18 protein-coding genes are annotated in these 20,377 nt (G+C 72.2%); 7 read left to right on the top strand and 11 right to left on the bottom strand.

Annotation, left to right across the window (positions count from 1 at the left end; translation table 11 throughout):
- Positions 1 to 158: 158 nt before the first annotated feature.
- Both A6P39_RS32200 and A6P39_RS32205 read left to right on the top strand, forming a co-directional pair.
- Positions 159 to 3,587: a DNA polymerase III subunit alpha gene (locus tag A6P39_RS32200; protein WP_067052931.1), complete on the top strand. Its 3,429-nt coding sequence runs from the start codon at positions 159 to 161 to the stop codon at positions 3,585 to 3,587.
- A complete protein-coding gene (locus tag A6P39_RS32205; RefSeq protein ID WP_067052812.1) occupies positions 3,584 to 4,558 on the top strand; it encodes a DNA polymerase Y family protein in 975 nt (324 codons plus the stop codon). The genes A6P39_RS32200 and A6P39_RS32205 overlap by 4 nt, the downstream gene beginning before the upstream one ends.
- A gap of 17 nt (positions 4,559 to 4,575) precedes the next feature.
- On the opposite strand, the gene A6P39_RS32210 is transcribed toward A6P39_RS32205, so the two are convergent.
- Positions 4,576 to 4,950: a cupin domain-containing protein gene (locus A6P39_RS32210; protein ID WP_067052814.1), complete on the bottom strand. Its 375-nt coding sequence runs from the start codon at positions 4,948 to 4,950 to the stop codon at positions 4,576 to 4,578.
- A gap of 87 nt (positions 4,951 to 5,037) precedes the next feature.
- Here A6P39_RS32210 and A6P39_RS32215 point away from each other — a divergent pair, with 87 nt between their 5' ends.
- Both A6P39_RS32215 and A6P39_RS32220 read left to right on the top strand, forming a co-directional pair.
- Entirely contained in the window at positions 5,038 to 5,484 is a 447-nt protein-coding gene (locus A6P39_RS32215) for a MarR family winged helix-turn-helix transcriptional regulator (protein WP_067052816.1), read from the top strand.
- 168 nt (positions 5,485 to 5,652) lie between these two features.
- Positions 5,653 to 6,516: an esterase/lipase family protein gene (locus A6P39_RS32220; RefSeq protein ID WP_067052818.1), complete on the top strand. Its 864-nt coding sequence runs from the start codon at positions 5,653 to 5,655 to the stop codon at positions 6,514 to 6,516.
- Positions 6,517 to 6,566: 50 nt separating this feature from the next.
- On the opposite strand, the gene A6P39_RS32225 is transcribed toward A6P39_RS32220, so the two are convergent.
- A complete protein-coding gene (locus tag A6P39_RS32225) occupies positions 6,567 to 7,556 on the bottom strand; it encodes a lytic polysaccharide monooxygenase auxiliary activity family 9 protein (protein WP_067052820.1) in 990 nt (329 codons plus the stop codon).
- Between the two features lie 168 nt (positions 7,557 to 7,724).
- Here A6P39_RS32225 and A6P39_RS32230 point away from each other — a divergent pair, with 168 nt between their 5' ends.
- Complete coding sequence (locus A6P39_RS32230; protein WP_067052822.1) at positions 7,725 to 8,174, top strand: GNAT family N-acetyltransferase; 450 nt, start codon at positions 7,725 to 7,727, stop codon at positions 8,172 to 8,174.
- On the opposite strand, the gene A6P39_RS32235 is transcribed toward A6P39_RS32230, so the two are convergent.
- The 3 genes from A6P39_RS32235 to A6P39_RS32245 all read right to left on the bottom strand — a co-directional run bounded on the left by A6P39_RS32235 (position 8,175) and on the right by A6P39_RS32245 (position 9,874).
- The gene (locus tag A6P39_RS32235) at positions 8,175 to 8,309 is read right to left on the bottom strand and encodes a hypothetical protein (protein ID WP_107304472.1); all 135 of its coding nucleotides are present in this window, start codon (positions 8,307 to 8,309) and stop codon (positions 8,175 to 8,177) included.
- 157 nt (positions 8,310 to 8,466) lie between these two features.
- Complete coding sequence (locus tag A6P39_RS32240; protein ID WP_067052823.1) at positions 8,467 to 8,967, bottom strand: DUF402 domain-containing protein; 501 nt, start codon at positions 8,965 to 8,967, stop codon at positions 8,467 to 8,469.
- Positions 8,948 to 9,874, bottom strand: a complete 927-nt coding sequence (locus A6P39_RS32245; RefSeq protein WP_067052825.1) for a GNAT family N-acetyltransferase — start codon at positions 9,872 to 9,874, stop codon at positions 8,948 to 8,950. The genes A6P39_RS32240 and A6P39_RS32245 overlap by 20 nt, the downstream gene beginning before the upstream one ends.
- 71 nt (positions 9,875 to 9,945) lie before the next feature.
- Between A6P39_RS32245 and A6P39_RS32250 the strand changes: the two genes are divergently transcribed.
- Entirely contained in the window at positions 9,946 to 10,317 is a 372-nt protein-coding gene (locus A6P39_RS32250; RefSeq protein ID WP_067052827.1) for a GntR family transcriptional regulator, read from the top strand.
- Positions 10,318 to 10,446: 129 nt separating this feature from the next.
- Here the strand turns inward: A6P39_RS32250 and A6P39_RS32255 are convergent, their stop codons facing one another.
- Together A6P39_RS32255 and A6P39_RS32260 are read right to left on the bottom strand one after the other, a co-directional pair.
- Positions 10,447 to 11,217: a DUF72 domain-containing protein gene (locus A6P39_RS32255; protein WP_067052829.1), complete on the bottom strand. Its 771-nt coding sequence runs from the start codon at positions 11,215 to 11,217 to the stop codon at positions 10,447 to 10,449.
- Between the two features lie 15 nt (positions 11,218 to 11,232).
- On the bottom strand, positions 11,233 to 12,342 hold the full coding sequence (locus A6P39_RS32260; protein ID WP_067052831.1) for a DUF5925 domain-containing protein: 1,110 nt from the start codon (positions 12,340 to 12,342) through the stop codon (positions 11,233 to 11,235).
- Between the two features lie 110 nt (positions 12,343 to 12,452).
- Here A6P39_RS32260 and A6P39_RS32265 point away from each other — a divergent pair, with 110 nt between their 5' ends.
- Positions 12,453 to 13,871 (top strand): GH39 family glycosyl hydrolase, encoded by a 1,419-nt coding sequence (locus A6P39_RS32265; RefSeq protein ID WP_067052833.1) that lies wholly within the window; start codon positions 12,453 to 12,455, stop codon positions 13,869 to 13,871.
- 16 nt (positions 13,872 to 13,887) lie between these two features.
- On the opposite strand, the gene A6P39_RS32270 is transcribed toward A6P39_RS32265, so the two are convergent.
- The 4 genes from A6P39_RS32270 to A6P39_RS32285 are packed head-to-tail and all read right to left on the bottom strand — an operon-like array spanning position 13,888 to position 20,332.
- Entirely contained in the window at positions 13,888 to 17,712 is a 3,825-nt protein-coding gene (locus A6P39_RS32270; protein ID WP_067052836.1) for a lipopolysaccharide biosynthesis protein, read from the bottom strand.
- Positions 17,705 to 18,532 carry a polysaccharide deacetylase family protein gene (locus A6P39_RS32275; RefSeq protein ID WP_067052838.1) on the bottom strand — a complete coding sequence of 276 codons (828 nt, stop codon included), beginning with the start codon at positions 18,530 to 18,532 and terminating at the stop codon, positions 17,705 to 17,707. The genes A6P39_RS32270 and A6P39_RS32275 overlap by 8 nt, the downstream gene beginning before the upstream one ends.
- Entirely contained in the window at positions 18,525 to 19,514 is a 990-nt protein-coding gene (locus A6P39_RS32280) for a glycosyltransferase family 2 protein (RefSeq protein ID WP_067052839.1), read from the bottom strand. The genes A6P39_RS32275 and A6P39_RS32280 overlap by 8 nt, the downstream gene beginning before the upstream one ends.
- The gene (locus tag A6P39_RS32285) at positions 19,511 to 20,332 is read right to left on the bottom strand and encodes a glycosyltransferase family 2 protein (RefSeq protein ID WP_067052841.1); all 822 of its coding nucleotides are present in this window, start codon (positions 20,330 to 20,332) and stop codon (positions 19,511 to 19,513) included. The genes A6P39_RS32280 and A6P39_RS32285 overlap by 4 nt, the downstream gene beginning before the upstream one ends.
- Positions 20,333 to 20,377: the final 45 nt, after the last annotated feature.

Here is a 20,377-nt window from a genome sequence, read left to right on the forward strand (position 1 = left end):
TTCGGTGTCGCAGGCCCTCTCTGTGGCATGTCTCCACGGTTCGCGCGGGGTGTTTGTGCAGGTGGGAGAGGGTCTCGTGGATGTCGTACAGATGTTCGAGATTGGAGGTATGGTGGAGGCGGAAGTAGGGAACTGATGTTCGAGTGCAGGAGGTGCGTGTGCCGGGCTTCGCGCATCTGCACACCGTCTCCGGGTTCTCCCTGAGGTATGGGGCGTCCCATCCGGAGCGGCTGGCCGAGCGCGCCTCGGAGCGGGGCATGGACACGCTCGCCCTCACGGATCGTGACACCGTCGCGGGGGCGGTGCGCTTCGCCAAGGCCTGCGCCCGGGCGGGGGTGCGTCCCGTCTTCGGGGTGAATCTCGCCGTGGAGGGGGCCGAGACCGTGCGGCGGGAGCGTCGGCGGGTGCCGGTACGGGGCGGAGCCTTCGTCGATGAGTCGGCTCCCCGGGTGACCTTCCTCGCGCGTGATGGCGCCCGGGGGTGGGCCGAGCTGTGCCGGATCGTCACCGCCGCGCATGCGGGGACGGCCGCTGCGCCACTGCTGGCCTGGGGTGACAACCATGGCGACGGGCTCGTGGTGCTGCTCGGGCCCGGTTCCGATGTGGGGCGTGCTCTTGCCGCGGGGCGCCCCGACCGGGCCGCCCGGCTGCTCGTTCCCTGGCGTGAGACCTATGGGGACGCCCTGCGGCTGGAGGCCGTCTGGCATGGGCGTACGGGGACGGGGGACGGTTCGCTGCGGCTCGCCGCCCGGACGGCCGGCTTCGCCGCCGAGCAGGGGGTGCGGCCGGTGCTGACCAATGCCGTCCGGTATGCCGATCCGGGGATGGGGCCCGTCACCGATGTACTGGATGCCGCCCGGCGGCTGGTGCCGATCGATCCGCGCGGGGAGCTGAACTCCGGGGAGGCCTGGCTCAAGGGGGCGGGCGACATGCTGCGGGTCGCCGAGCGGGTCGTGGAGGCCGCCGGATATCGGCGGGACGCCGCGCATCGGCTGCTGGAGCAGACCGTGGGGACCGCTGCCGAGTGCCTCGTCGATCCCGAGGACGATCTCGGGATCGGCACGGTTCATTTTCCCGAGGCTCACCTCGTGGGCGCCGGGCGGCGGACCGCTCAGCGGGCCCTTGCCTCGCGGGCGGCGGCGGGGATGGTGCGGCTCGGGTACGGCGGGCGGCGGGCGTACTGGGAACGGATGCACCAGGAGCTGGACATCATCGGTCATCACGGGTTCGCGTCCTATTTCCTCACCGTGGCCCAAGTCGTCGATGACGTACGGGAGATGGGGATCCGAGTGGCCGCACGGGGATCCGGGGCCGGGTCTCTCGTCAACCATCTCCTGGGGATCGCGCACGCCGACCCGGTCGAGCACGGGCTGCTGATGGAGCGCTTCCTGTCCAAGGAGCGTGTGGTGCTGCCCGATATCGACATCGACGTGGAGTCCGCGCGGCGGATCGAGGTGTACCGGGCGATCATCGGGCGGTTCGGTGAGGAGCGGGTCGCCACCGTTGCCATGCCGGAGACCTATCGGGTGCGGCACGCCGTCCGGGACGTGGGTGCCGCCCTGTCGATGGATCCGGCCGAGATCGACCGGGTCGCCAAGTCCTTTCCGCACATCCGGGCCCGGGACGCGCGGGCCGCGCTGGAGGAGCTGCCCGAGCTGCGGCAACTGGCCGGGGAGAAGGAGCGGTTCGGGCGGCTGTGGGAGCTGGTCGAGGCGCTTGACGCCCTGCCGCGCGGGGTCGCCATGCATCCGTGCGGGGTGCTGTTGTCCGACGCCTCGCTCCTCGCCCGTACGCCGGTGGTGCCGACCAGCGGCGAGGGGCTGCCGATGTCGCAGTTCGACAAGGAGGACGTGGAGGACCTCGGGCTGCTCAAGCTCGATGTGCTGGGCGTGCGGATGCAGTCGGCCATGGCGCACGCCGTCGCCGAGGTGGAGCGGGTGACCGGGGAGCGGATCGATCTGGATGCGGTGCCGGCGGGGGACCCGGAGACGTACCGGCTGATCCGTTCGGCCGAGACGCTCGGGTGTTTCCAGATCGAGTCGCCGGGCCAGCGGGATCTGGTGGGCCGGCTGCAGCCGAGCACCTTTCATGACCTCGTCGTGGACATTTCGCTGTTCCGGCCCGGGCCCGTCGCCGCCGACATGGTCCGGCCGTTCATCGAGGCGCGGCACGGGCGGGCGCCGGTGCGCTACCCGCATCCGGATCTGGAAGAGCCGTTGAAGGGCACGTACGGCGTCGTCGTCTTTCATGAGCAGGTCATCGACATCGTCGCCGTCATGACCGGGTGCGGGCGGGGTGAGGCCGACCGGGTGCGGCGGGGGCTGTCCGATCCGGAGTCGCAGGGGCGGATCCGGGTGTGGTTCGCGCAGCAGGCCGCGGCCAGGGGATACGGGGCGGAGACGATCCAGCGGACCTGGGAGATCGTGGCGGCCTTCGGGTCGTACGGGTTCTGCAAGGCGCATGCCGTCGCCTTCGCCGTGCCGACCTATCAGTCCGCCTGGCTGAAGGCCCATCATCCGGCCGCCTTCTACGCCGGGCTGCTCACGCATGACCCGGGGATGTATCCGAAGCGGCTGCTGCTGGCCGATGCGCGGCGGCGTGGGGTGCCGATCCTGCCGTTGGACGTGAATGTGTCCGGGGTCGCCCATCGGATCGAACTGGTGTCCGAGCCTGATGGATGGGGGCTGCGGCTCGCTCTTTCCGATGTGCACGGCATCGGCGAGGCCGAGGCGAAGAGGATCGAGGACGGGCAGCCGTACTCCTCGCTGCTCGACTTCTGGGAGCGGGCCCGGCCGAGCCGGCCGCTTGCCCAACGGCTGGCCCAGGTGGGGGCACTGGACGCCTTCGGCGCCAACCGGCGTGATCTGCAGCTGCACCTGACCGAACTGCACCGGGGAGCCCGGGGTGCCGGTGGCGGGCAGCTGCCTCTGGCCGGTGGGCGGAAGACCGCTCCGGCCGGGCTGCCGGATCTTTCACCGGCCGAGCGGCTCAGCGCCGAGCTGGGGGTGCTGTCCATGGACGCCTCGCACAATCTGATGGACGACCACCGGGAGTTCCTCGAGGAGCTGGGCGTGGTCTGTGCGCGCCGGCTGCGCGAGACCCGGCACGGGGAGACCGTGCTGGTGGCGGGCGCCAAGGCGGCCACCCAGACCCCGCCGATCCGCTCCGGCAAGCGCGTCATCTTCTCCACGCTGGACGACGGCACGGGCCTGGTCGACCTGGCGTTCTTCGACGATTCGCATGACGCGTGCGCCCACACCGTCTTCCATTCGTGGCTGCTGCTGGTGCGCGGCGTGGTGCAGCGGCGTGGTCCGCGCAGCCTGAGCGTGGTGGGCTCCGCCGCCTGGAACCTCGCCGAACTGGCCGAACTGCGCGCCGAGGGCGGGCTGGACGTGGTGGCTGCACGGCTCGCGGAGCCGGTGGCCGAGGGGGCGGGTGGCGATGCCACGGGTGGGCGGCGGATCCATATGCCCACCGGATACGCGATGCATCCGTGGGCCGATCTGCGGCCCGCGGGACAGGAGGCCGCACAGGGACCCGCGGCCGTGAGGAAGTTGTGGCACCAGAGCCCGGGGAGTGCGGGATGACCATCCTCTGCGTACGTTTCCAGCTGCCGCCGATGTACGAGGCGGCCCTGCCCGGACTGCTCGGGCTGCTGGAGGACTTCACCCCCGTGGTCGAGGCGCTGCCCCCGGACGGGGCGCTGGCCGATCTGCGCGGCGCCGAGCGGTACTTCGGGCGCAGCGCCGTCGAACTGGCCGCGGTGATCCGGGTGCGGGCCCTCGCGCGGTACGGCGTCGACTGCGCGATCGGCGCCGGTCCGGGGCCGGCGCTGGCCCGCGTGGCGCTGCGCGACGCCCGGCCCGGGGTGACCTGCGCCGTGCCCGAAGACCCGGGCGGCATCGCGGAGTTCCTCGCCGGGCGGCCGGTGTCCGCGCTGCCCGGCGTCGGCGCGGCGACCGCCCGCACCCTCGGTGAGTACGGCCTGGACACCCTGGGGCTGGTCGCCGCCGCGCCGCTGTCCACACTCCAGCGGCTGATCGGCGCGCGGGCGGGCCGTGAGCTGCAGGAGAGGGCGAGCGGCATCGATCGCGGCCGCGTGGTGCCGAATGCCGTTTCGCGGTCCCTGGTGGCCGAGCGTCCCTTCGACATCGACGAGCTGGATCCGGGCCGGCATCGCAGGGCGCTGCTGTCGGCCGCCGAGGAGCTGGGCTCCCGGCTGCGTGCGGTGGAGAAGGTCTGCCGCACACTGACGCTCACCGTGCGCTACGCCGACCGCTCCTCCAGCGTCCGCAGCCGCACCCTGAAGGAGCCGACCGCGCACTCGGCGGCCCTGACGAAGGCGGCCTACGGCATGTACGAGGCGCTCGGTCTGCAGCGGGCCCGGGTCCGCGCGATCGCCCTGCGCGCCGAGGGCCTGGCCCCCGCCGGCCAGGCCTCCCACCAGCTCACCTTCGACCCCGTGGACGAGAAGGTCCGCCGTATCGAGGAGGTCGCGGACCGCGCGCGGGCGAAGTTCGGGCCCCGGGCGGTGATGCCGGGGACCCTGGCGGCGTAACTCGGTTCAGCCGGACGTCAGTTGGCCCAGGGCGGGGTGATGCGGGTGCCGTCCGCCAGCTGAGCCTCCAGGCCGATGGAGGTGGTGACCCAGGAGATCGCCGTGTGGTCGGCCGGGTTCTCCACGGCGAGGGTCGCGCCCGGATTGACGATCACCGTGTCACCCGCGCCGATGCGGTCGGTCCGGCCGTCGACGGTGATCAGCAGTTCGCCCATGAGCAGATGGAAGATCTCCTCGCGGCTGACGGTGTGGGCCGGGGCCCTGGTGCCCGCCGGGATCTCCCCGCGCCAGGCGCACAGCTCCTTGCTGCCGGTGAGGGGGGTGGCGTACGAGACGAAGCGGGCGCCGTGGATCTCATGGGTCGTGGCCTGTGCTGCGCGGATGACGGGCATGGCGGTGATCTCCGTTCCAGTGGTCAAGCGGCTTGACCATATGGTCAAGCCGCTTGACTGATGTGTCAAGGGTGTTTCAATGCCTCCGTGCAGAACTCCGAAGCCATGACCCTGTCCGCCTCCGTGCTCGCCGCTGCCGGTGACCTCACGCAGCGCATCCATGAGGGGGTGGTCGCGCGCGGGTTCACCGACCTGAGGCCGGTGCACGGCTTCGCCTTCGGGCGGCTCGCCCCGGACGGTGCCACGGTCACCGAACTCGGCGTGCATCTCGGGGTGACCAAGCAGGCCGCGAGCCAGCTGGTGGACGAGATCGTACGCAAGGGGTACGCCGAGCGCCGGCCGCATCCGCAGGACGCCCGGGCCCGGCTGGTCGTGCTGACCGGGCGCGGCTGGGCCTGCACCCGGGCGGCGGAGGAGGCGGCGGCCGAGGCGGTGCAGGGGTGGGCCGACCTGTTGGGCGAGGGTGAAGTGCGGCTTTTGGGGGAGAAGTTGGCGCGTATCGCCCCGCATGGCCCGATCAGGCCTGCATGGTGACGATCCGTCAGGCTTCAGTGGGGCTCTACTAGCACTGGAAGTTTTTACTGGCGCGTAACTTCACACTTGCACTACTCGCCCGTAACTTGACGAGTGAACAGCATCCTCGTGATCCGGATCACAGGGTAAGGCCGTCGCACCTCCCTTGAGCCGCAAGGAGATCACCCGATGCTGCCCTGGAAGCGAGTTCTCAGACCCCTGGCCGCGCTCCTGCTCACCGCCGCCGTCGCCGCCGTTCCCGCCGCCACCGCGAGCGCTTCCGATGCCGCTCCCAGCAGCGGCTGGAACGACTTCTCCTGCAAGCCCTCCGCCGACCATCCCCGCCCGGTCGTCCTGGTGCACGGCACCCTGGGCAACTCGGTCGACAACTGGCTCTCCCTCGCCCCTTACCTGGAGGCCCGCGGATACTGCGTCTTCTCCCTCGACTACGGACAGCTGACCGGCGTCCCCCTCTTCTACGGCCTCGGTCCCATCGACAAGTCGGCAGAGCAGCTGTCCGCCTTCGTCGACAAGGTGCTCACCGCGACCGGCGCCGCCAAGGCCGACCTCGTCGGCCACTCCCAGGGCGGCATGATGCCCCGCTACTACCTGAAGTTCCTCGGCGGCGCCGCCAAGGTGAACGCCCTCGTCGGCCTCGCCCCCGACAACCACGGCGCCACCCTCAGCGGCCTCACCAACCTGCTGCCGTACTTCCCCGGCGCCGGGGACCTGATCAAGGCCACCACTCCCGGCCTCGCCGACCAGATGCCCGGCTCGGACTTCCTCACCAAGCTCAACGCGGGCGGCGACACCGTCCCCGGAGTGCACTACACGGTCATCTCCACCAAGTACGACGAGGTGGCCACGCCCTGGCAGAGCCAGTACCTGAGCGGCTCGGACGTCCACAATGTCCTGCTCCAGGACCTGTGCCCGCTCGACCTCACCGAGCACGTCGCGATCGGTCTGTTCGACCGCATCGCCTTCCACGAGGTGGCCAACGCGCTCGACCCGGCCCACGCGAGTGCCACCACCTGCGCGTCGGCCTTCAGCTGACGCGCGCCGGGGCCTGTCCGACCTGAGCCGCCGGACGGGCCCCGGAACCCTCAGCGGCGGCCGGCCGCGCGCCGCCGCACCGACAGGAACAGTGCGGCCGAGCCCAGCGCCAGCGCGGCCGCGCCGCCGAGCGCGAGGTACGAGGTACCGGTGGAAGCGCCGGTCTCCGCCAGGTTCCGTGAACCGCCCGCGGTCGTGGGCGCGTCGGCCGCGTCCGGTCCCGGGGACGCCGCAGTGGGCTGCCGGGCCGGTGCGCCGGGCGCGTAGCCGCCGTGATCGTGGTGGCTCATCGTCGACTTGTCGGCACCGGCCGCAATCTGCCGGTCGGTGGGCGCGGAGGCGGCCGGGGCGGGAGCGGCGTCCGGCTTTCCCGCGCCCGCCGTGTCTCCCGCGCCTGCGGTGCCTCCCGCGGTGGCGCCGCCGAAGTCGACGTCCGAGCAGGAGTAGAACGCCTCCGGACTGTCCGAGCGCTGCCAGATCGCATACAACAGCTGCCTGCCCGAGCGCTGGGGAAGCGTGCCCGGGAAGGTGTAGAAGCCGCCCGAGGCGACCGGGTCGGTGGCCGTCGCGACCGGGTGCGCCAGATCCAGCCCGGACCAGGCCAGCGGCTTCGCCGGGTCGTAGCCCGGCTTGGTCGGATAGACCGTGAAGGTGCCCTTGTGCGGGGCGGTCACCCGGTACCTGAAGGTGTACGGCCCGCTGCGCACGCTCGTCGCCGGCCAGTCGGTGCGGGCCAGGTCGAGGCCCTTGAACTCCTCGTTGCCGGCGCTGCACAGCTTGCCGTCCGGGATCAGCTGCTGGTGGTGGCCGGCCGCGTCGCCGATCCGGATGCCGTTCCAGTCGTAGAGAGCCTGGGTGCCGCCGGCCGCCACGGCCGCCTTGCACGCGGCCGACTTCGGGCTCTCGGGCCCCTCCGCGTAGCACTGCGAGACCCGGCTGACCGGGTCGCCCATCGAACCGTGCGCGGACGCGGGAGCGGCACAGAGCGCGAGGACGGCGCCGCCGAGGGCGGCGACGACGGCCGTGCGGCGTGTGGACATGGGGGAACTCCTCGCAACGGTCCTCGGGGGCGGGCTGGATCCCGTGGGGGCGATCCGAAGCTAGCTCCAAGAAACCGCGAAATCGCCTGCTGGGGGCGGGCGATGGAGATCCTTATGGTGGCGTTAAGGGAGTGCTCAGACTGCGCTGAGGTAGATAGCGTTCGCGCCATGACGCACGACGAGATCCGGCCCGCCCGGGCCACGGACGTACCGGCCGTGAAGGCCGTGACCGACGCGGCCTACCACCACTACATCGAGCGCATCGGGGTGGTGCCGCAGCCCATGGGGGCGGACCACGCGGCGGACGTGGCCGCGGGCAGGGTGTTCGTCCTCGGGGAGCCGGTGACCGGACTCGTCGTCGTCGACGCCCACGACGACCACCTGTTCCTCGACAGCATCGCCGTCCACCCGGACGCGCACGGCAAGGGGGCGGGACGGCGCCTGCTGGAATTCGTGGACGCCCGCGCGCGTGCGCTGGGCCTCGGCGAGATCAGGCTCTACACCAACGCGCTGATGTGGGAGAACCGGCGGATCTACCCGAAGTTCGGCTACGAGGTGGTGGAACGGCGCGTGGACGGACCGTACGACCGCGTCCACTACCGCAAACGGCTGGTCTGATCAGCCGTCGGGCCACCAGGTGCGCGCGATGTCCTTGCGCACCTCGGGACGTCCCGCGGGGCGCTCCTCCGCCTCTTCACGGGTCCGGCGGCTGTCCGTCCTCTTCAGGGGCTTCTGCACGGTTGCGCGGCGCATGGCTGCCTCCTTCAGTGCCTGCCGGGTCCCGCGTGTCGGCGGAGGCAGACGCTTGGGGGGAGAGAGTTCCTCATCGCAGCCGGATTGTCAGTGGCGGGTGTCACTCTTCGGGTATGACGCACACGAACGACCGCCCGGCAGGCTGCCGCCGACGGGATCAGGTCAGAAGCTGCGCGAAGCCGCCGGCCCGGGCCAGCCCCTCCAGCTCGTCCAGGGCGGCCACGGCGGCGGCCGCGGCCACGGGATCCGTCCGCGCCAGCCCGCTCGCGGCGAACTCGTCCTCGTCCAGCCGTCGTACGTCCCTGCCGTCGGCGGAGCGCCACAGGTCCAGGTCCAGGTCCTCCACGACCAGTTCGGCGCCGGTGCGCACCGCCGGGCGGGTGATGTCGCAGTACCAGCCCTTCACGGTGCCGTCCCCGGCGCGGACCTCCTTCACCGAGTACCAGCGGTCCCGCCAGTAGTACTCGGTGAAGACGTCACCCGGCTCGAAGCGGACGAAGCCGAAGTCCCGGACGCCGGCGCCCGCCCACGGCGCGCGGACGGCGACGCGGGTGCCGTCGTCGTGGAGCAGCTCGGCCGGGTAACGGATCTTCGTACGGCCGGCCTTGACCAGGACGACCTCCAACCGGTCGGCCGGCTCAGCCGAGTTCGCGGACATAGCGGACCTCCGTCGCACAGATCTCGTACCCCAGGGACTTGTTGATCGCGAGCATCGGTCCGTTGCCGGAGTCGTTGCCCGTCAGCGCCTCGGTGCAGCCGGCGGCGCGGGCGCGGTGCAGCGCGTGGGTCTTGGCGAGCTTGGCCAGACCGCGCCCGCGGCGGCTGCGGGCGGTACCGGTCATGGCCGTGGCGTACCGGGACCCGTCGGTGTACGCCACGCTGAACGCGGCGGGGCGGCCGTCGGCCAGTACGACGGTGGTCAGGTCGCGGTCGAGCAGCGGATGCTTCCAGGTCTCCTCGAGCCAGGCCTCGTAGTCGGTGAACTCGTAGTCCACGTCGCTCGGTTCGTCCGCCGCCGCCTCCGCGTCCAGCCGGAACAACGGGCGCGGGTCGGCCAGGAAGTCGGCGGCCGTGCGCACGTCGACACCGGCGGGGAGGGCGGGCAGCGGCGGCAGGGCGGCCTCGGCCAGGTCCAGGCGCAGGAAGTGCGCGGTCCGCCCGGCCCGGTAGCCGCGCCGCTCGGCGAAGGCCCGGTTGGCCGGCTCGTCCAGGAGCCAGGCGAACAGCTTCGTCGCCCCGTGCGCGGTCAGGTGCTCCTCGGCCGCGCGGACCAGCAGCCCGCCCGCGCCGCGCCCGGTCCGCTGCGGGTGCACATAGATGTTGAGCAGCCCCTGGCCCGGTTCCGGACCGTCCTGCACGAGGGACACCTGGGCGGTGCCGATCGTCTCGCCGTCCTCCTCCGCGACCAGGGACCTGAAGCGGGCCTCGGGCGGGGTGCGGGTGAGGTGGTGGAGGATGGCTTCCGGGGTCCACAGGATGTGGGGCAGGGCCAGGTGCCGTACCCGTGCGAAGGTCTCGACATCGGAGCGGTCGCCTGGGCGCAGGTCGCGCACGATCACTGTCATGGGCAGGGACGGTAGGCGCAGGCGGCCCGGGGATGCCTCCCATTTTCCGGCGGGTGCGGGAGAATCGGGCCGTGAGCCTGAAGATCCGCATCGATGACAGCGCGCCCCCGTACGAGCAGGTACGGGCGCAGATTTCCGAGCAGGCGCGGGCCGGGGCGCTGCCGGTGGGGTACCGGCTGCCGACCGTGCGGGGGCTCGCCGAGTCCCTCGGACTCGCGGTGAACACGGTGGCCAAGGCGTACCGGGCCCTGGAGACCGACGGGGTGATCGAGACGCGGGGGCGCAACGGCACGTTCGTGGCTGCCGCCGGCTCGGCCGCGGAGCGGGAGGCGTCCTTGGCCGCGCAGGCGTACGTGGAGCGGGTGCGGCGGCTGGGGCTGGGGGAGCCGGAGGCGCTGGCCGCGGTGCGGGATGCGCTGCGGGCGGCTTACGGAGAGGGCTGAGGGGAGTCCGGCACCGCCGGGGTCCGCCGCCTGGGCCGAGCACGGCACAGGGCCGCGGTGGCAAGGAGCCGGCGGCGGGAACGGCGTGGGAACGACGCGCACACGACGGGGAACGACGCGCACACGACGTCAGGAGCGTTGCGACAGCTCCGGGGTCCGCGTCACCGTCCATCCCGCCCGCTGCGCCGCTCTCCCGAACGCCACCGCGTCCTGCACCGCCGCCCCGCCCGGGTCGTTGTTGAAGTACGCGTACACGTCGTCCCTGCGGGACCACGTCGTCGCGACGCGGTCCACCCACGTCTCCAGTGAGCGGCGGCCGTAGCGGGGCCAGGGGTGGGCCCGGCCCTCGTGGAAGCGGACGTAGCCCCAGCCGGTGGTGCGCCACAGCGGGGTGACCGGGCGGGCCAGGACGTCCGCCCAGCACAGGGCCGCGCCCCGGGCCGACAGCACCTCGCGCACCTCGGGTGTCCACCAGGAGTCGTGGCGTGGCTCGACCGCGACCCTCGTACCTGACGGGAAGCAGGCCAGGCAGGCGTCCAGCAGGGCCGGGTCGGCGCGCAGGGTCGGGGGCAGCTGGAGCAGGACCGGGCCCAGGCGGTCGCCGAGGCCCGCCGCGTGGGTCATCAGGCGGTCGACCGGTTCGGCGGGATCCTTCAGGCGCTTGATGTGGGTCAGATAGCGGCTCGCCTTGACCGCGACGACGAAGTCTGCCGGGACCCGCTCGCGCCAGGCAGCGAAGTTCTCGCGGGACGGCAGGCGGTAGAACGCGTTGTTGATCTCCACCGTCGCGAACAGGCGCGTGTACTCCTCCAGCCACAGCCGCGTGGGGACCCCGGCCGGATAGACGCGGTCCCGCCAGTCCTTGTACTGCCACCCGGAGGTGCCGACCAACAAGGTCACAGCACCATCAAAGCACTACAGGTACAGCCCCGCGTCCGCACCGTCCCGGGCCCCCGGGACCGAGGTGGGGGCGGTGCCCCGGCGCAGCGCGTACAGCTCGGCCAGCGTGGCGCCCTCGCGGCCGACGGCGGCCTCCTTGTCGCTCGCCTCGCCGCCGAGCCAGTCCATCGCCTCCCGGCGGCTCAGCGGGCCCACCTCGATCCGGGCCAGACAGCGGCCGGGGCGGACCACGGCCGGGTGCAGGCGCTCCAGGTCCTCGTTGGTGGTGACGCCGACCAGGACGTTGCGGCCCTGGCCGAGCAGGCCGTCGGTCAGGTTCAGCAGCCGGGACAGGGCCTGGCCCGCCGTGTGCTTGGCCTCGCCGCGGATCAGCTCGTCGCAGTCCTCCAGGAGCAGCAGGCGCCAGCGGCCCTTGCCGGCGCTGTCCTCCTCGCCGATCGCGATGTCCATCAGATAGCCGACGTCGGAGAAGAGGCGCTCGGGGTCCAGGACGCAGTCGACCTGGCACCAGTCCCGCCAGGAGCGGGCCAGCGTGCGCAGCGCGGAGGTCTTTCCGGTGCCGGGCGGGCCGTGCAGCAGCAGGAGGCGGCCGGCGATGTCCTGCGGCGTCGTCTTCATCAGGCGGTCCATCGCGCCTGCCACCGGCGCCGAGTAGTTGCACCGGACCTCGTCCCAGGTGCCGGCGGAGATCTGGCGGGTGGTGCGGTGCGGGCCGCGGCGCGGGGAGACGTACCAGAAACCCATCGTCACGTTCTCGGGCTGCGGCTCGGGCTCGTCGGCCGCGCCGTCCGTGGCCTGGTCGAGGACCCGCTTGGCCAGCTCCGCGGTGGTCGCGGTGACCGTGATGTCGGCGCCGCGGTTCCAGCGGGAGACCAGCAGGGTCCAGCCGTCGCCCTCGGCCAGGGTGGCGCTGCGGTCGTCGTCGCGGGCGGCGCGCAGCACCCGGGCGCCGTCGGGCAGCAGGGTCGCGCCGGAGCGGACCCGGTCGATGTTCACCGCGTGCGAGTACGGCTGCTCGCCCGTCGCGAAGCGGCCGAGGAACAGCGCGTCGACGACGTCGGACGGCGAGTCGGAGTCGTCGACGTGGAGCCGGATCGGCAGAGCGTCGTGTGGGTTAGCAGACATGCCGCCATGATCGGGCACGGATGGGCTCCGCGCACGGCATTTCCTCCCCTTGTTCCAGGTGTCCCGAAGTCCTCCCGGACCCGCTCCCTCCGCCGTTACTGTTGTCCTTGATGGGACGTCATGGGTGGGAATCGCATACTCGGCGGTGGCGGCTCACCGCCCTGCTCGGTGTCGGCGCGGCCGCGCTGGCCCTGGTGGTGACCCTGTTCGGCACGCTGTCCGGCGGCCCCGGCACCGCCGGCACCACCCGCGACGGCGACAAGGTGCACGGCACCCCCGCAGTCCCCGGCGCGAAGCCGCAGCCGTACGTCGGCTGGGGCTTCACGCACACCCAGTACAGCGCCGACGAGGGCGCCGCCACGGCCACCTCGCGCGTGGAGCGGTTGCTCGCACGAAACCGCGGGCTGGCGCAGAACCAGCACATCATGGGCTGGGGCGCCGACAATCCCGAACCGGTCGAGGGCCACTACGACTTCGGCGCCCTGGACCGCCGTGTCGACTTCATGCGCGCTTCGGGCGGCACCCCGGTGATCACCCTGTGCTGCGCCCCGGACTGGATGAAGGGCGGCAGGGCCGGGGTCGACCACACGAACTGGAGCCAGGCCGCCCTGGAGACCGCCCCCACCCCCGGCCACTACCAGGACTTCGCCGACCTCGCCGCGACCGTCGCCCGGCGCTACCCGGACGTGAAGCACTTCATCGTCTGGAACGAGTTCAAGGGATTCTGGAACGACGCCAAGTCCCGCTGGGACTACGAGGGGTACACCAAGCTGTACAACCTCGTGTACACGGCGCTGAAGAAGGTCGACAAGGACATCATGGTCGGCGGGCCCTACCTGGTCATGGACAGCGTCGACCCACGCGACCAGAACGCCTCCGCCACACTGAAGGGCCCCTGGGGCGCCATGGACCGGCGGGTCCTGGACGCGTTCGCCTACTGGAACGCGCACCGGGCGGGCGCCGACTTCACCGTGGTCGACGGCTCCAGCTACACCAATGACGACGAGCTGCTGCCCGACGAGTTCGCGGCCACCGACAAGCTGACGGCCGTCAGCCGGTGGATCCGGCAGCAGACCCATGACCTGCCGCTGTGGTGGGCCGAGTACTACGTCGAGCCCGGCGACGGCAACGGCAACCGCACCGGCTGGACCGAGCCGCACCGCGTCGCCGTCCAGGCCACCGGCCTGATCGCCATGGTCAGGGGCGGAGCCGGCTCCGGCTTCTACTGGAACCCGCAGCAGAAGACCGGCGCCGGCTGCGGCGGCTGTCTGTGGACACCGACCGACGGCGCCGACGGCGGCCGGGAACTGCCGATGTACGACCTGGTGTCCCGGTTCGCGAAGGCGTTCCCGCCGGGGACGGCGTACGAGACGGTGTCCGTCGCCCCGGACGACCAGCCGAACCTCCGGGTGCTGGCGAGCAGCAGGACCGTCCTCGTGGTCAACACGCGGAACCGGACGATCAGCACACAGGTCGACGGCCACCGGTTCGCCATGGGGCCGTACGAGGTGAAGTGGCTCGACCGCTGAGCCACCCCACCACCTCTCATTTCATCGTCAGGAACCGCTGCACCAGCGAGGCCAGCACCACTGCCAGCAGCGGCAGTGCGAACCAGAACGTGCTCTGCAGCAGCCGCAGTTGGCGCACCCCCGGCCGCAGGGCGACCCGGGCGGCCTCCCGGGCGGCCAGCAGCAGGATCAGCACGACGGCGGCCAGCGCCCCGACGACCGACCACGGCGTCCAGGTCACCCGCGGCCCGATCGGACCGGGGTGTGGCAGCGGCACTGCGCCCGCCGGCTGCTTGCGCATGGCGTACACGGTGACGTCGTCGTTGACGTAGGCCTTCGTCAGCTCCCGCCGGCCGTCCAGGTTCCCGGTCAGCCGGTGCTCCCAGGTGGCGGGGTAGCCCGCGTCCAGCTGCAGATAGGTCGCCTGACTTCGGTTGATCATCAGATACGAGTTCGGGCCGGCGTCCTTCAGCGCCTTGACCAGGCCCGACACCAGCACCGGGTCGGTCGGCGCCAGGGTCGGCACATAGTCGACCCGCTCCATGTCCCGCGCGCCCCACGGCATCGCCGGGGTCACGTCGTTGACCGGGTCCTGCGTCAGCCACAGCAGCCGCACCGTCGGCCTGTCGTGGGCATACACCCAGTTCATCGCCGCGACCTCGCCGGGCCGGGTCCGCTCGAACGTCTCGTTGCCCCAGCGCGCCACCAGGAAGCCGCCCATCAGCAGCAGCCCCGCGAGCAGCGCGGCCAGCGGGGCGAGGCTCAGCCGGTCCTTCTCGCGCTCCTTCGCGGTGGCGCCGGTACGCGGGAACAGGGCGAGGGCGCCGAGCAGGGCCGCGCCCGGCACCGCGAACATGAAGACGCGCAGCGCCATCTCACCGCCGTACGACTGCATGCCGAAGCCCAGGAACGGCACGAAGGTCAGCACCAGCAGCGAGCGTTCGCGGTAGCGGTTGGAGCGCCGGCGCCACCAGCCCCAGCAGGCGAACGCCAGTACCGAGCCGGCCAGCAGCACCCGGACGTACAGCACCAGCTTGTGCGTCGAACTGCCGCCCTGGATACGGCCGGAGACGGAGGTCGAGACATTGCTGCCGACCCCGCCGACCCCGCCGAACAGGTCGTTGAAGTGCCCGGACCAGTACGGCTCGGCCATGAACCCGACCCACACCGCCACCACGACCGCGAACAGCAGTGGCAGGCCGCGCAGTTCGGACCGGCCGAGCAGGACGAGGGCCGTGAGCACGCCGAGCATGACGAACGGGGTGAGCTGGTGCGCGGGTACGCTCGCCGCGTACAGGCCGATCAGCACCAGCAGGAGCACGGGCCGCCCGCGCCGGCCGGCCGGTGCCGGCTCGGCCTCGCCCGGGCGGAGCCTCGTCCAGATCATGCGCGGCGGGCGGAACCACACCAGCAGGATCGCCACGAACATCAGGTACAGCAGATAGGTGAAGCCCTGCGGGGAGAAGTAGTCCTGGCCGACCCAGCCGCACAGCACGAACAGCCAGACGCCGGTCCACTTCGCCCGCCAGCTCGCCCGCAGCGACCGGGTGAGCAGGAACATCGGTGCCAGATAAGCGAGTTGGACGGCGGTCGGCCACCAGCGGATGACCTCGGTGAAGTCCGTGACCCCGCAGGCCCGGCCGGCGAACGCGGCCACCGCGAAGAAGCCCGGCCAGCTCCAGCGGGCGTCCAGGTACGGTACGGCCGAGCCGGTGCGGTCGATGTAGTCGATGAAGCCGAGATGCTGCCAGGCCGTCGGGAAGCGCGGCTCGGTCTCGATCACGGCGGGCAGCGCGTGCAGGGACACCACGGTCGCGAGCAGGGTGAGCAGCAGCAGTGCCCGGTGTTCGCGGCGCAGCCACAGCAGCGCGGCGAACACCGTGACGAGAAGCCCCGCCCCGGCCAGGGTCGGCAGCGGCAGTACGGAGACCAGGCCGAGCCCGCCCATCCGGTCCAGGTCGGCCTCGCCGAGCCGCAGCGCGGGCACCCAGTACAGCAGCAGCGCGGCGATCAGCAGACAGCCGAGGACGAGTCCGGAGCGGGTGGGCCGCAGCCGCTGCCGCGGCGGCACGGGAACCGGCGCCTCCCCGGGCACGGCCTCGTCCGCCGCGGCGGGGCCGGGAGCGGTCCTGGCGGTCGGCGTGTCGGCCCTGGCCAGGGACGCGTCCAGTTCCTCCGCCGTGAACGGCGCGTCGACGCCGGCCGCCTCCGCTTCCCGCAGCAGCGCCGCCTCCGCCGGACCCAGCGAGGCCTCGCTGCCGGGCTCCCGGGCCTCCACCGGAAGTCCCAGCACGGGCACGGGCGTACCGGCGGGCGGGGTGCCGGGGCCCGGACGGACGTCCGGCCGGCGCTCCACATGGTCGAAGTCGACATGGATGCCGAGGGCGAGGGTGTCGGAGTCCAGCGCCCAGGCCGGGCTGTGCCGACGCGTCGTCGCGGCGGGGACGGGGACGGGCGGGGCCTCGCGCGCCCCCAGGTCGGCGAGGTCCCCGTCGGGTGCCGCCGTGTCGGGCACGGCGGCGGGCGCGGTCCGGATCGTCCGCCACAGCCTCGGTGCGGCGATCGCGGCGATCACCGCGAGGCTGCCGGCCTCGGCGACGCCCGCGCCGGTCAGCCCCATGCGGGGCAGGAGCAACAGGGTCAGACCCAGCACCAGCGCGCACAACAGGCCCTGGAACACGGCGAGTCCGGCGGTGCGGCTGCGTGCCCGCAGCACAGCGAAGTACGTCTCGATCACGACCCGCAGCACGGAGCCGACCGCGAGCCAGCGCAGCAGTCCGGTGGCCGCATGCGCGTAGCCCGCGCCGAACACGCCGAGGATCCAGGGCGCGCCGATGATCAGCAGGCCCGCGATCGGCAGCATGATCCGGGCCATGCGGCGCAGCGCGGCACGGGTGTGGGCGGCCAGGCGTTCGGGGTCGTGCGAGCCCTCGACCGTGAGGGACGCGCCCATGTTGATGGCGAGCAGGTCGGTGGTGCCGCCGATGGTGGTGGCGATGTAGAAGTACGCGTTCTGCGCGGAGCTGACCTGCGCGGCGACGATCACCGGGACGAGGTAGATCACCGCGAGCGAGAACAGCGAGCCGGTGTAGTCGCCGGCCAGGAACCTGCTGACCTGTTTCAGCGTGGGCGGCTCTGTGCGGCCCTCGGTCGCCTTGACGTGCCGGGGCACCAGCCGCCGGAACACCAGCCAGCCCAGCGGCACCACCGAGGTGGCGATCGCGGCCACCCAGGAGACGAAGACACCGGTGGCGGGGATGGCGGCGGCGAACGCGGCGAGCAGGGCCAGCTTCACGGCGGAGAACACGGTGTTGCCGACCGGCACCCAGGTCGCGCTGCGCAGCCCGGTCAGCACCCCGTCCTGGAGGGTGAGCAGGTTCCAGGCGACGACGGCCACGATGAAACCGAGCCCGTTCAGCGTTCCGTGCAGGAAGCGGTACGACGGCCCCCAGGTGTTCAGGGTGAGCAGGAAGACCCCTGCCGCGAGCGCCACCAGCAGGGAACTGCCGGTGTAGGTGCGGAAGATGAGCCTGCCGGTGTGCTTGCCGGACACCGGGATGAAACGGGCGAGGGCGCCGGTCAGGGTGACCGCGGTCAGTCCGGCGAGGAACTTCATCGCGGCGATTGCGGCCGAGCCCTGCCCGACCGCGGACTCGGAGTAGTAGCGCGCCGCGGCCAGCCAGAAGCCGAGCCCCAGGACGGCGGAGATGCCGGTGTTGAGCATCAGCGCGTAGGCGTTGCGGAACAGGGGGCTGCCGCCGGAGGACCGGCCCGTCCCGGGCAGCCGTAGGCGGCGCCCGGACCTGCCGGGCGCCGCGGTACCGGTCGTCGTGGCCTCGGTGGTGGTGGTCGTGTCAGACACGGGAACGGATGGCCTTCCGGCTGACCTGGCGGATCTGGCTGACCTGGCGGATCTGACGGGCTCTGCGGACGAGGGCGTACCCCTTGGTGAGGACGCGGTCCCTGGCGAAGGTGCGGGCGACGGCACGGCCCTGGAGCAGCCGCTCGAACTCCTCGGCACCCGTGGCGCGGCGGACCGTGACCCGCTCGAGCGCGTACGGCCCCTGGCGGCGGCGGGCGAGGGCGTTGCCGACGGCGAGCGCCTGGGCGTAGCCGTTCGCGCGCACGGCCTGGCGGACCCGGCGGCTGGAGTAGCCGTACGGGTAGGCGAACGACACCGGCCGGGCCCCGAGTTCGGCGCCCACGATCTCGGTGCACCGCTCCAGCTCGCCGCTCAGTTCCCCGTCGCCGAGCTGGTCGAGCTGCGGGTGGGTGTGGCTGTGCCCGCCGATCTCGACCCCGGCGGCGGCCAGTTCGCGCACCTGCCGCCAGTCGAGCATGGTGTCGAGGCCGCCTCCGGTGTCGTAGGCGCCCCTGATCCAGCCGGTGGAGACGAACAGCGTGGCCGGGAAGCCGTGCTTGGCGAGCACGGGCAGCGCGTGCCGGTGCACGCCCTCGTAGCCGTCGTCGAAGGTGATCAGCACCGGCCGGGCGGGCAGCGGGCGGCGGCCGCGCCAGCGGTCGGCCAGCTCGGCGGTGGTCAGGGGGGCCAGGCCCAGGTCGCCGATGAGCGCCATCTGCTCGGCGAAGGCCTCCGGCGCGACCGACAGGGCACGGGTGGCGTCGTTGGGCGCGGTGGCGACGGAGTGGTACATGAGGATGGGCACGGGTGCGTCACTCATGGGCGGCCTCCTCGATCCGTACCACCGAGAACGTGGTCCCGCCCCGTCGCGCCCGCACGCTGCCCACCGCGTAGCCGCCCGCCGCGGTGAGCACCCCGGCGACGATGGCGCCCGCGCGGCCCGCGCCGCCCGGGCGGGCCAGCAGGGCGTCCCGCAGGCCACGGGCGATGCCCGCGGGCAACACCCGGGTGGCGTACCGGCGTTCGGACTCCAGCCCCTTGCCGGTGCCGACACTGCGGGCGACCAGCGCCTTGGACAGGCCTTCGGCGTAGGCACGGGTGCGGAAGTAGGCGAAGTGCTCGCGGGGCGCGGGCACCCGGTGGTGAATGACGGCGCGGTCGTCGATGAGCAGGACGGCGTCGGGGCGGGCGCGGGTGAGGCGGATGCACAGTTCCGTCTCCTCGCAGCCCAGCGGGCGGCGGTCGCCGTCGCGGCCGATGCCGGTGGCGAAGCCGCCCGCCGCGTCGAACGCCGTACGCCGGAACGAGGCGTTTCCGCCGAGGACGTTGCGGACCCGGACCCGGCCGGGCGGCAGCCCCCGGTAGGTGCAGCCCACCACCCAGTCGAACTCCTCCGGGAACCAGGCCGGCCGCCGGCCCGACGCCCAGACCGGCACCGTACGGCCGCCGACCGCCATGACGCGCGGGTCGGCGTAGGATTCGGCGAAGCGGCGCAGCCAGTCGCGTTCGGCCACGGCGTCGTCGTCCAGGAAGGCGATCACGTCGCCGCGGGAGGCGGCGATGCCGGTGTTGCGGCCGGCGGACAGGCCGCGCGGGCCCGCGTTGGCCAGCACCCGGACGCCCTCGGCCGCCTTGTACTCACGGGCCAGCCGGTCCCTCAGGGCCGGGTTGTGGTCCACGACCAGAAGTGTCTCCAGCGCCGGGTACGACTGTGCGCGCACCGAGGAGACCGCCGCGAGGATGTCCTCCCAGCGGTCCTCGGTGTACACACAGATCACGACGCAGATGCCGGGATCTCTCAAGACACCTCTCCCCGGACCGCGTCGAGCATCGGCGAGTGGTGTTCCTGGCGGCGCAGTTCACGCCGGTTGGAACGCTCCCCGAGGATGACCTTGAGCACCCGGATGCCGTCCCGCACGGCGCGCAGGTTGCTGGTGCCGTGGATGCGGAGGTACTCGTGGCTCGGGATCTCCTGGACCTTCAGGCCGGCCTTGACCACTCTGATGTTCATCAGCGTCTCGACCTCGAAGCCGGTGCAGTCGAGGTCGATCTTGTCGAGGCAGTGCCGCCAGAAGGCGTTGTAGCCGTAGCACAGGTCGGTGTAGCGGGCGCCGAACTTGCGGTTGACGACCGTGCACAGCGCCCAGTTGCCCAGCTTGCGGATGAAGGTCATGTCGTCGGTGCCGCCGCCGTTGGCGAATCTCGAGCCCTTGGCGAAATCGGCGCCGGAGACGAGGGCGGAGACGTACGACACGATCTCGCCGCCGTCGGCCGAGCCGTCCGCGTCGACCATCACGATGATGTCGCCGCCGCACGCCTCGAACCCGGTGATCAGGGCATCCCCTTTGCCCTTGCCGCGCTGTTCGACGACCTTGACGCCGGGCCACAGGGACCGGGCCACCTCGACCGTGTCGTCCGTGGAATTGCCGTCCACCAGAACGACTTCGTGTATCCAGTCCGGAAGGGTCTTGAAGACGTAGGGCAGATTCTCCGCCTCATTCATGGCGGGAATCACCACGCTCACCGGCGGAGTGATCGCGAGGTGAGAGGAGATCGGCCGGTAATGCGTGGCGATTAACGGATCTTGCCCGGAACTCGGCGGGCGCAGAACAGAACTCATGAATCTCTTTTCCCTCTCGTCCGGTGGACCGCCCGCCCCTGGGCG

This window comes from Streptomyces sp. FXJ1.172 (assembly GCF_001636945.3).
GTDB lineage: Bacteria > Actinomycetota > Actinomycetes > Streptomycetales > Streptomycetaceae > Streptomyces.

Bases quoted from the DNA above. Each gene is read 5' to 3' on its own strand.
- A6P39_RS32205 (WP_067052812.1), top strand. From the start codon at position 3,584: ATGACCATCCTCTGCGTACGTTTCCAGCTGCCGCCGATGTACGAGGCG.
- A6P39_RS32210 (WP_067052814.1), bottom strand. From the start codon at position 4,950: ATGCCCGTCATCCGCGCAGCACAGGCCACGACCCATGAGATCCACGGC.
- A6P39_RS32220 (WP_067052818.1), top strand. From the start codon at position 5,653: ATGCTGCCCTGGAAGCGAGTTCTCAGACCCCTGGCCGCGCTCCTGCTC.
- A6P39_RS32225 (WP_067052820.1), bottom strand. From the start codon at position 7,556: ATGTCCACACGCCGCACGGCCGTCGTCGCCGCCCTCGGCGGCGCCGTC.
- A6P39_RS32230 (WP_067052822.1), top strand. From the start codon at position 7,725: ATGACGCACGACGAGATCCGGCCCGCCCGGGCCACGGACGTACCGGCC.
- A6P39_RS32235 (WP_107304472.1), bottom strand. From the start codon at position 8,309: ATGCGCCGCGCAACCGTGCAGAAGCCCCTGAAGAGGACGGACAGCCGC.
- A6P39_RS32240 (WP_067052823.1), bottom strand. From the start codon at position 8,967: ATGTCCGCGAACTCGGCTGAGCCGGCCGACCGGTTGGAGGTCGTCCTG.
- A6P39_RS32245 (WP_067052825.1), bottom strand. From the start codon at position 9,874: ATGACAGTGATCGTGCGCGACCTGCGCCCAGGCGACCGCTCCGATGTC.
- A6P39_RS32260 (WP_067052831.1), bottom strand. From the start codon at position 12,342: ATGTCTGCTAACCCACACGACGCTCTGCCGATCCGGCTCCACGTCGAC.
- A6P39_RS32265 (WP_067052833.1), top strand. From the start codon at position 12,453: ATGGGACGTCATGGGTGGGAATCGCATACTCGGCGGTGGCGGCTCACC.
- A6P39_RS32275 (WP_067052838.1), bottom strand. From the start codon at position 18,532: ATGAGTGACGCACCCGTGCCCATCCTCATGTACCACTCCGTCGCCACC.
- A6P39_RS32285 (WP_067052841.1), bottom strand. From the start codon at position 20,332: ATGAGTTCTGTTCTGCGCCCGCCGAGTTCCGGGCAAGATCCGTTAATC.